Annotated in this window: 8 protein-coding genes and 2 pseudogenes; 1 reads left to right on the forward strand and 9 read right to left on the reverse strand. The window is 62.7% G+C overall.

All coding sequences use genetic code 11. From position 1 onward, the window contains the following. From AAFX91_RS09645 to rpsL, 8 genes are all read right to left on the reverse strand, one after another. The gene (locus AAFX91_RS09645; RefSeq protein WP_028168161.1) at positions 1-300 is read right to left on the reverse strand and encodes a 50S ribosomal protein L23; all 300 of its coding nucleotides are present in this window, start codon (positions 298-300) and stop codon (positions 1-3) included. Beyond that, positions 297-917 carry a 50S ribosomal protein L4 gene (gene rplD / locus AAFX91_RS09650; protein ID WP_130577498.1) on the reverse strand — a complete coding sequence of 207 codons (621 nt, stop codon included), beginning with the start codon at positions 915-917 and terminating at the stop codon, positions 297-299. Before rplD ends, AAFX91_RS09645 begins: the two co-directional genes overlap by 4 nt. A gap of 1 nt (position 918) precedes the next feature. Continuing rightward, complete coding sequence (rplC, locus tag AAFX91_RS09655) at positions 919-1,638, reverse strand: 50S ribosomal protein L3 (protein WP_130225562.1); 720 nt, start codon at positions 1,636-1,638, stop codon at positions 919-921. Between the two features lie 54 nt (positions 1,639-1,692). Further along, on the reverse strand, positions 1,693-2,001 hold the full coding sequence (rpsJ, locus tag AAFX91_RS09660) for a 30S ribosomal protein S10 (protein ID WP_394566291.1): 309 nt from the start codon (positions 1,999-2,001) through the stop codon (positions 1,693-1,695). 83 nt (positions 2,002-2,084) lie between these two features. After that, entirely contained in the window at positions 2,085-3,275 is a 1,191-nt protein-coding gene (gene tuf / locus AAFX91_RS09665; RefSeq protein ID WP_027583251.1) for an elongation factor Tu, read from the reverse strand. Positions 3,276-3,315: 40 nt separating this feature from the next. Then, positions 3,316-5,388 (reverse strand): elongation factor G, encoded by a 2,073-nt coding sequence (fusA, locus tag AAFX91_RS09670; protein ID WP_394566292.1) that lies wholly within the window; start codon positions 5,386-5,388, stop codon positions 3,316-3,318. A 30-nt stretch (positions 5,389-5,418) separates the two neighbouring features. Then, complete coding sequence (gene rpsG / locus AAFX91_RS09675; RefSeq protein WP_394566293.1) at positions 5,419-5,889, reverse strand: 30S ribosomal protein S7; 471 nt, start codon at positions 5,887-5,889, stop codon at positions 5,419-5,421. A 15-nt stretch (positions 5,890-5,904) separates the two neighbouring features. Further along, the gene (rpsL, locus tag AAFX91_RS09680) at positions 5,905-6,276 is read right to left on the reverse strand and encodes a 30S ribosomal protein S12 (protein WP_028168167.1); all 372 of its coding nucleotides are present in this window, start codon (positions 6,274-6,276) and stop codon (positions 5,905-5,907) included. A gap of 668 nt (positions 6,277-6,944) precedes the next feature. On the opposite strand from rpsL, the pseudogene AAFX91_RS09685 reads away from it, so the two are divergent. Next, positions 6,945-8,131 (forward strand): annotated as a pseudogene (locus AAFX91_RS09685) (FAD-dependent oxidoreductase). Positions 8,132-8,302: 171 nt separating this feature from the next. Here the strand turns inward: AAFX91_RS09685 and AAFX91_RS09690 are convergent. Next, positions 8,303-9,184 (reverse strand): annotated as a pseudogene (locus tag AAFX91_RS09690) (GNAT family N-acetyltransferase); the annotation flags it as partial. Positions 9,185-9,247: the final 63 nt, after the last annotated feature.

The raw sequence follows: 9,247 nt of genomic DNA on the forward strand, positions 1-9,247 counted from the left end.
TTATAGTCCGGTAGTCACGTCGATGCGGTGGCCCTCTTCCAGGGTCACGATCGCGCGCTTGGTGTCCGACTGCGAACCGAAATTGCCGCGGAACACCTTGGTCTTGCCTTTGCGCACCAGTGTGTTCACGCTCTTGACCTTGACGTCGAAGAGCTTCTCGACCGCTTCCTTGATCTGCGGCTTGGTGGCCTTGGAGGCGACCTTGAACAGCACCTTGTTGTGCTCGGAGGCGAGCGTCGCCTTTTCGGTCACAACGGGCGCGACGATGACGTCGTAGTGGCGCGGATCGATATTCTTCATTTGAAGCGCGCCTCCAGCGCATCGACGGCCGCCTTGGTCAGGACCAGCTTCTGGCGGCGCAGGATGTCGTAGACGTTGATACCCTGGATCGGCAGCACGTCGATATTCGGAATGTTGCGGGCCGCGGTCGCGAAACCGTTGTTGAGCTCGGCGCCGTCGATGATCAGCGCATTGGTGAGCCCGAGGCCGGAGAAGTGACCGACCAGCGCCTTGGTCTTGGCTTCCTTGATGTCGGCGCTGTCAAGCACGACAAGGCCGCCGTCCTTGGCCTTGGCCGACAAAGCATGCTTGAGCGCGAGCGCACGCACCTTCTTCGGCAGGTCGGTCGCATGCGAGCGAACCACCGGACCGAAGGCGCGGCCGCCGCCACGGAACTGCGGCACGCGCGCCGAGCCGTGACGGGCACCGCCGGTGCCCTTCTGCTTGTACATCTTCTTGCCGGTGCGCCAGATCTCGGCGCGACCCTTGGCCTTGTGCGTGCCGGCCTGGCGCTTGTTGAGCTGCCACTGCACGCAGCGCTGAATGATGTCGGCGCGTGGCTCGAGGCCGAAAATGGCGTCGGAAAGCTGGACCGAGCCGGCTTCCTTGCCCTCAAGGGTGGTGACTTTCAGTTCCATCTCACGCACCCTCCTGCTCGGCCGGCGCCTCGGCAGCCTGCTCGCCCGCAACCTTGAACTTGCCGGGCTTCGGAGCTTCCTTCGGCAGCGGCTTCTTGATGGCGTCGCGCACCCTGATCCAGCCGCCCTTGGAGCCGGGAACGGCGCCTTCGACCAGGATCAGGCCACGCTCGACATCGGTCTGGACGACGCGAAGGTTGAGCGTGGTGATGCGATCGACACCCATGTGGCCGGGCATCTTCTTGTTCTTCCAGGTCTTGCCGGGATCCTGACGGCCGCCGGTCGAACCGATCGAACGGTGCGAGATCGACACGCCGTGGGTGGCGCGCAGACCGCCGAAATTCCAGCGCTTCATGCCGCCGGCAAAGCCCTTACCGATCGAGGTGCCGGTAACGTCGACGAACTGACCGACCACGAAGTGATCGGCCTGGATCTCGGCGCCGACCGGAATCAGCGCATCCTCGGAGACGCGGAATTCCGCGACCTTGCGCTTCGGCTCGACCTTGGCGACGGCGAACTGGCCGCGCTCGGCCTTCGGCATGTATACGGTCTTGCGCGAGCCCGAGCCGAGCTGCAGCGCAACATAACCGTTCGTTTCAGTGGTGCGGTGGCCCAGCACCTGGCAGTTGCCGAGCTTCAGCACGGTCACGGGGATATGTTCGCCGGCCTCTGTAAAGACCCGCGTCATCCCGACCTTTTGTGCGATCACTCCGGAGCGCATCGGCGTGGTTCCTGTTCTCTTTCGTCCACTCGCGCGGACTTCAATCCAAAAAACTTAGAGCTTGATCTCGACGTCGACACCGGCGGCCAGATCGAGCCTCATGAGAGCATCGACGGTCTGCGGGGTCGGATCGACGATGTCGAGAAGGCGCTTGTGGGTGCGCATCTCGAACTGTTCGCGGCTCTTCTTGTCGACGTGCGGCGAACGGTTGACGGTGAACTTCTCGATGCGGGTCGGCAGCGGAATAGGACCGCGAACCTGGGCACCGGTGCGTTTCGCCGTGTTCACGATCTCGCGGGTCGACGTATCGAGAATACGATGGTCGAACGCCTTGAGACGGATGCGGATATTCTGGCCGTTCATTGCCGTACTTTCTTTGGTGAGTGGCGAGTAGCGAGTAGCGGATAGAAATTCCTATTCGCCACTCGCCATTCCCTATTCGCTTCTTACTCGAGGATCGAGGCGACGACGCCGGCGCCGACGGTGCGGCCGCCCTCGCGGATGGCGAAGCGCAGCTTCTCCTCCATCGCGATCGGCACGATCAGGTGCACTTCCATCGCGATGTTGTCGCCCGGCATCACCATCTCGGTGCCCTCAGGCAGATGCACGACACCGGTCACGTCGGTGGTGCGGAAGTAGAACTGCGGGCGGTAGTTGGTGAAGAACGGGGTGTGACGGCCGCCCTCTTCCTTGGTGAGGATGTACGCCTCGGCCTTGAACTTGGTGTGCGGCTTGACCGAACCCGGCTTGCAGAGCACCTGGCCGCGCTCGACTTCCTCGCGCTTGGTACCGCGGAGCAGCGCACCGATGTTGTCGCCCGCCTGGCCCTGATCGAGCAGCTTGCGGAACATTTCGACGCCGGTGACGGTGGTCTTCTGAGTGTCGCGCAGACCGACGATCTCGATTTCGTCGCCGACCTTGACGATGCCGCGCTCGACACGGCCGGTCACAACGGTGCCGCGGCCCGAGATCGAGAACACGTCTTCGACCGGCATCAGGAAGGGCTGGTCGATCGGACGCTCCGGCTGCGGAATGTACTCGTCGACATTGCGCATCAGCTCGAGAACCGCGTCATGGCCGAGCTTCTTGTCGCTGTCTTCCAGAGCGGCCAGCGCCGAACCCTTGACGATCGGGATCTTGTCGCCGGGGAAGTCGTACTTCGAGAGCAGCTCGCGCACTTCGAGCTCGACGAGCTCGAGCAGCTCCGGATCGTCGACCATGTCGCACTTGTTGAGGAACACGACGAGCGCGGGAACGCCGACCTGGCGGGCGAGCAGGATGTGCTCGCGGGTCTGCGGCATCGGGCCGTCGGCAGCCGACACGACGAGGATCGCACCGTCCATCTGGGCGGCGCCGGTGATCATGTTCTTCACGTAGTCGGCGTGGCCGGGGCAGTCGACGTGGGCGTAGTGGCGGTTCTTGGTCTCGTACTCGACGTGAGCGGTCGAGATCGTGATGCCGCGCGCCTTCTCTTCCGGGGCCTTGTCGATCTGGTCGTAGGCGGTGAACGTCGCACCGCCGGTTTCCGCCAGGATCTTGGTGATCGCGGCGGTCAGCGAGGTCTTGCCATGGTCGACGTGACCGATGGTGCCGATGTTGCAGTGCGGTTTGTTACGCTCAAATTTTGCTTTGGCCATTTGACTCTCCGTTCAATCGTTAGCTGCCAACCAACGATAATCAGGCAAACTTCTTCTGGACTTCAGCCGACACGTTCGCCGGCGCTTCGGCGTAGTGATCGAACTGCATGGTGAAGGTCGCGCGACCCTGGCTCATCGAGCGCAGGTTGTTCACGTAACCGAACATGTTCATGAGCGGCACCATCGCGTTGATGACGTTGGCATTGCCGCGCATGTCTTGGCCCTGGATCTGGCCGCGCCGGGAGTTCAGGTCGCCGATGACGGACCCGGTGTAGTCTTCCGGCGTCACCACCTCGACCTTCATGATCGGCTCGAGCAGGACGGACTTGCCCATCTGCAGCGCTTCACGGAAACAGGCGCGCGTTGCGATTTCGAAGGCCAGTGCCGACGAGTCGACGTCGTGATACTTGCCGTCGATGAGCTGCACCTTGACGTCGACAATCGGGAAGCCGGCGACGACGCCCGAGCCCAGCACGCTCTCGAGACCCTTCTCGACGCCGGGGATGTATTCCTTCGGCACCGCGCCGCCGACGACCTTAGATTCGAACTCGTAGCCCTTGCCGGCCTCGTTCGGCTCGACGATCAGCGTCACGGCCGCGAACTGGCCGGTGCCGCCGGTCTGCTTCTTGTGGGTGTAGCTGTGCTCGACCCGCTTGGTCACGCGCTCACGGAACGCCACCTGCGGCGCGCCGATATTGGCATCGACCTTGTAGGTGCGCTTCAGGATGTCGACCTTGATGTCGAGATGCAGTTCGCCCATGCCCTTCAGGATGGTCTGACCGGACTCATGGTCGGTCGAAACCCGGAACGACGGATCCTCAGCGGCGAGCTTCGCGAGCGCGACACCGAGCTTTTCCTGGTCGGCCTTCGACTTCGGCTCGATCGCAATCTCGATCACCGGGTCCGGGAATTCCATCTTTTCCAGGATCACCTGCTTGTTGGGATCGCACAGCGTGTCACCGGTGCGCGCTTCCTTGAGGCCCGCCAGCGCGACGATGTCGCCGGCATAGGCTTCCTTGATGTCCTCGCGGTTGTTCGCATGCATCAACAGCATGCGCCCGATCCGCTCCTTCTTCTCGCGGGTCGAGTTCACCACGCCGGTGCCGCTCTGCAGGATGCCCGAATAGATGCGGCAGAAGGTGATAGTGCCGACGAACGGGTCGTCCATGATCTTGAACGCGAGCAGCGCCAGCGGCTCCTTGTCGTCCGCCTTGCGCACGACTTCGTTGCCGTCCTCGTCGGTGCCCTTGATCGCGGGCACGTCGATCGGCGACGGCAAATAGTCGACGACGGCGTCAAGCAGCGGCTGCACGCCCTTGTTCTTGAACGCGGAGCCGCACAGCACGGGATAGAACGCGCCGGTCAGCACCGCCTTGCGGATCAGCCGCTTCAGCGTCGCTTCGTCGGGCTCGTTGCCATCGAGGAAGGCGGCCAATGCGTCGTCGTCGAGCTCGACGGCGGCTTCCACCATCTTCTCGCGGTATTCCTTGGCCTGGTCGACGAGGTCTTCCGGAATGTCGACATAGTCGAACTTCGCACCGAGGGATTCATCGTTCCAGACGATGCCCTTCATCTTCACGAGATCGACGAGACCCTTGAAGTTGTTCTCGGCGCCGATCGGAAGCTGGATCGCGATCGGCTTGGCACCGAGGCGGTCGACGATGTCGGACAGGCACTTGAAGAAGTCGGCGCCGGTCTTGTCCATCTTGTTGGCGAAGACGATGCGCGGAACCTTGTACTTGTCGCCCTGGCGCCAGACCGTCTCGGTCTGCGGCTCGACGCCCTGGTTGGAGTCGAGCACGCACACAGCGCCGTCGAGCACGCGCAAGCTGCGCTCAACTTCAATGGTGAAGTCGACGTGGCCGGGGGTGTCGATGATGTTCAGCCGCTTACCGTTCCAGAACGCGGTGGTCGCAGCCGAGGTGATGGTGATGCCACGCTCCTGCTCCTGCTCCATCCAGTCCATCGTCGCGGCACCTTCGTGCACTTCGCCGATCTTGTGGCTCTTGCCGGTGTAATAGAGGATGCGCTCGGTCGTCGTGGTCTTGCCGGCGTCGATATGCGCCATGATACCGAAGTTGCGATAGTCCTCGATGGCATGTTGGCGTGGCATGGGGCTGTTCCTTAAATTCCGTAATTCGCCTTACCAGCGATAGTGCGAGAAGGCGCGGTTGGCTTCCGCCATCCGGTGCACGTCTTCACGCTTCTTGACGGCGTTCCCCCGGTTGTTCGACGCATCAAGCAGCTCCGCCGAGAGCCGCTCCGTCATGGTCTTCTCGTTGCGCTCGCGCGCGGCCGAAATCAGCCAGCGGATGCCGAGCGCCTGCCGGCGCACCGAGCGGACTTCCACCGGCACCTGGTAGGTCGCACCACCGACGCGCCGGGAGCGCACCTCGATGGTCGGCATGACATTCTCGAGCGCCTGCTCGAACACGCCGAGCGGGTTCTGCTTGGTCTTGGTCTCGATCATGCCGAGCGCGCCATAGACGATGTTCTCGGCGACCGACTTCTTGCCGGCGTACATGACCGAGTTCATGAACTTGGTGATGACGATGTTTCCGAACTTCGGGTCCGGAAGCACTTCACGCTTTTCTGCAGAGTGACGACGCGACATCTTACCTGTTCCCGCTTACTTCGGACGCTTGGCGCCGTACTTCGAACGACGCTGCTTACGGTTCTTGACGCCCTGGGTATCCAGCACGCCGCGGAGGATGTGGTAGCGCACACCCGGCAAGTCCTTGACGCGGCCGCCGCGGATCATGACCACCGAGTGCTCCTGAAGGTTATGGCCCTCACCCGGGATGTAACCGATCACCTCGAACCCATTGGTCAGGCGCACCTTGGCGACCTTGCGAAGCGCCGAGTTCGGCTTCTTCGGAGTCGTCGTGTAGACGCGCGTGCACACGCCGCGCTTCTGCGGCGACTGCTGCAGCGCCGGCACCTTCTTGCGCGACTTCTGCACTTCCCGTGGTTTTGCGATCAGCTGGTTGATCGTCGGCATGTCAGCCTTCACCCTTCAAGTTCACGCGGAACCTCACTGGCTCCGCAAGTTCTTCACGGGAACGAGCCGCCCGTCCGGCCGCCTCACACGAAAACCATTCGCGCAAAACGAAATCGCGCCTACCACTCATTGCTGAGCGGAAAGCGTTTGACGCCGCAGAGGACCACGATCACGACCGATCAGCGTTCGCTGTCCGGTTGAGAACCGAGGTCATGCATCCGAGTTCACTCTCAAGAGAACGCGCTCAAGAGAACAAAGATCGCCCTGGCATTGCCTAGCTATCATCGACAGCGTTTGAGCGGCATTCGTCGAGGTTGGTGCCCGCCTCAGTCCCAGTAGGTCTGATAGGGTGTTCCGTTCCGACGCTGGCGTAGCTCACCGCCTGTCGTTAAGTTCGCGCCTTGTATAAGCGGTAGATAGTGAAGTCAAGCAAAACGACAATACGAGAAACGCCTCTGCCGCATATGGATTTGGCACTTTCGCGCGCTCAGCGCGAGTGAAAATGCAGGGCTCGGCGCCCTTCCTCCGGGCGAGTCGGCCGACTTTTTTACCCGGACAAAATATCCTGAAGCAGCTCTTGCGCGGCTCTCATCCAGAGATATCGCGCAAAATAAGCCTTTGTTTGCCATTGCGGGCGCAAAGAACCCGCTTGGAGACCGGGATTTCCCATGCGCTATACCGACATCGCGATCATCGGCGGGGGACTGGCCGGCTCCACGGCAGCCGCCATGCTGGGCCGTGCCGGCATTCCGACCATCCTGATCGACCCGCACGACGTCTATCCGTTCGATTTCCGCGTCGAGAAGCTGGGCGGCGGCGGGCAGATCGAGCGATTCGCGCGGACCGGATTGGCGGAGGCGGTGCTTTCGCGCGCGACTCACGCACGCGAAAACTGGATCGCCCGCTTCGGCCGACTGCTCGACAGGGCGCCGATCGACCAATAGGCATCATGTATGACGAGCTCGTCAACGCGATTCGGGCTGAGATCGCCGCCCCCGCCGAGTTCATCTACGACAAGGTCACCAATGTTGCGATCAGCGCCGAGCGGCAGGAGGTGACGCTCGGCGGCGGCGAGACGGTTTCGGCCCGGCTGGTCGTGCTTGCCAACGGGCTGAATGTCGGGCTGCGCCGCATGATCGGCATCGAACGACAGATTACCAGCCCCTGCCATTCAATCTCGCTCGGTTTCGATCTCGTCCCCGTGGGCCAGCCGGCATTCCCCTTCCCGGCGCTGACCTATTTCTCCGAGCGGCCGAGCGACCGCATTCCCTATCTGACGCTGTTTCCGGTCGAAGAGCGCCGGATGCGTGCCAATCTGTTCGTCTATCGTGAGGCCGATGATCCCTGGCTGCGCGAGATGCGGGTGAGCCCTGTCAGAACCCTCAATGCCGCGTTGCCCAGACTCTCCCGGATCACCGGCGAGTTCGCCGTTGCCGGCGATATCAAGGTGCGTCCGGCCGATCTTTCTGTCAGTACCAATTATCGGCGGCCGGGCATCGTCCTAGTCGGCGATGCCTTCTCGGTCACCTGCCCGGTCACCGGTACCGGCACCGACAAGGTGTTCACGGACGTCGCCCGGCTCTGCAATGTCCATATCCCGGCGTGGCTTGCCAGCGAAGGCATGGGCGTGGACAAGATCGCCGCGTACTACGACGATCCCGTCAAGAAGGCTTGCGACGCCTGGTCAATGGCCAAGGCCTTCGACTTCCGCCGGGTGTCGACGGACACCAGCCTTTACTGGCGTGCGCAGCGCGGCGGCCGCTTCCTGTCGTGGCTTGGCCGAGGCGCCCTGCGACGGCTTGCTGGCGGAGGACGCCGGACGACGCTGCCGGAGGCGCTGCCGCAGACGCCGTAGGAAATGGTAGCCGAGCAGCCGGCCCGCTTCCATCCGGTAGCCCAGCGACTTCGTTCCGCTGACATCGAAGATCAGATCGAGCATGGTGCGGCGGCCGGCCCATAGCTGGGCCATGAAACTGTCTTCGGCGGCGCAGGAATTGATCGCCTCGATCTCGGGCTGCGCGAGCAACTGATCGGTCACCTTGTCGACGAGCAGATGCCCGGGCGAATATCGCGCGAACTGCGCTTCGTATGCTGTCTTCCAAGTATAGGCGGTCGAGCCGCAATACATCAGCACCTGCGCGGCCGCCACCTCGCCGTTCACCTGGAGCAAGGCGACGGAGCAAGCCTGACGGTCGGCCAGATTCTGCACCAACTGTCTGGTGAAGGCGGCATCGCGGACGTCCGACAGCAGCGCCGTGCCCCGCTCGCCCTTCCAACTTGCCTTTTCCATCGTCAGAAATGTCTCGAACGCCTGGCGGACCGCGCCGGGCGACCGGTCGTTGACGACATCGACGGCGCCAAGCGCTGACAATCTGTTCCAGTCCTGACGCAGTTTTTTCCGCGTCGAGCCGCTACGCTTCACGCCGAATTCCTTCGTCACGAAAGGTCGGCTGCTCGTTGCAACGATCAACGGCTCGATGCCACGCGCAGCCAGCCATTTCGACATGGCGGCATAGCTCGGGCATTCCGCGTCGAGCGACGTGAGGCTGAGGACATCAGGCAGCAGCGGGTCTTGTTCGATGGCGGCGAGGAACGCGGGAACGACCTGATCGGCGAAAGCCGGATCGACGACGGGGCTGGAGAGAAAAGCGTACTCGTAGGGCAGCGCTTCCGATACCTTTGGCCACAGCCGCACCGTCTGCCGCACCTGCAACGCCCAGATGCCCACGAGCCTGCGCCGCGCAGCGCCCTGCTCCCAGGCCAGCAACACGCGTATCTTGGCAAAGTCGGTCGCAACGACCGCCGCAAGCGCGGCCGGATTCATGAACACGTTCGACGACGCACGCCGCACCAGCTCGTCCCATTGCGGGGCGATGTCCAGCCTCGGTGAATCGATCGTGAGCGTCATCCGGCGACCACGCACTGAGGGCTGATCTGGTCGGCTAGGAAGATCTCGTGGATTGTTTCGTCA

The organism is Bradyrhizobium sp. 31Argb (genome assembly GCF_043638955.1).
Lineage (GTDB): Bacteria > Pseudomonadota > Alphaproteobacteria > Rhizobiales > Xanthobacteraceae > Bradyrhizobium.

What these genes read in the sequence shown, in the direction of transcription:
- fusA (WP_394566292.1), bottom strand. Translation starts at nt 5,388, where the DNA reads ATGCCACGCCAACATGCCATCGAGGACTATCGCAACTTCGGTATCATG.
- AAFX91_RS09645 (WP_028168161.1), bottom strand. Translation starts at nt 300, where the DNA reads ATGAAGAATATCGATCCGCGCCACTACGACGTCATCGTCGCGCCCGTT.
- tuf (WP_027583251.1), bottom strand. Translation starts at nt 3,275, where the DNA reads ATGGCCAAAGCAAAATTTGAGCGTAACAAACCGCACTGCAACATCGGC.
- rpsG (WP_394566293.1), bottom strand. Translation starts at nt 5,889, where the DNA reads ATGTCGCGTCGTCACTCTGCAGAAAAGCGTGAAGTGCTTCCGGACCCG.
- rplC (WP_130225562.1), bottom strand. Translation starts at nt 1,638, where the DNA reads ATGCGCTCCGGAGTGATCGCACAAAAGGTCGGGATGACGCGGGTCTTT.
- rpsL (WP_028168167.1), bottom strand. Translation starts at nt 6,276, where the DNA reads ATGCCGACGATCAACCAGCTGATCGCAAAACCACGGGAAGTGCAGAAG.
- rplD (WP_130577498.1), bottom strand. Translation starts at nt 917, where the DNA reads ATGGAACTGAAAGTCACCACCCTTGAGGGCAAGGAAGCCGGCTCGGTC.
- rpsJ (WP_394566291.1), bottom strand. Translation starts at nt 2,001, where the DNA reads ATGAACGGCCAGAATATCCGCATCCGTCTCAAGGCGTTCGACCATCGT.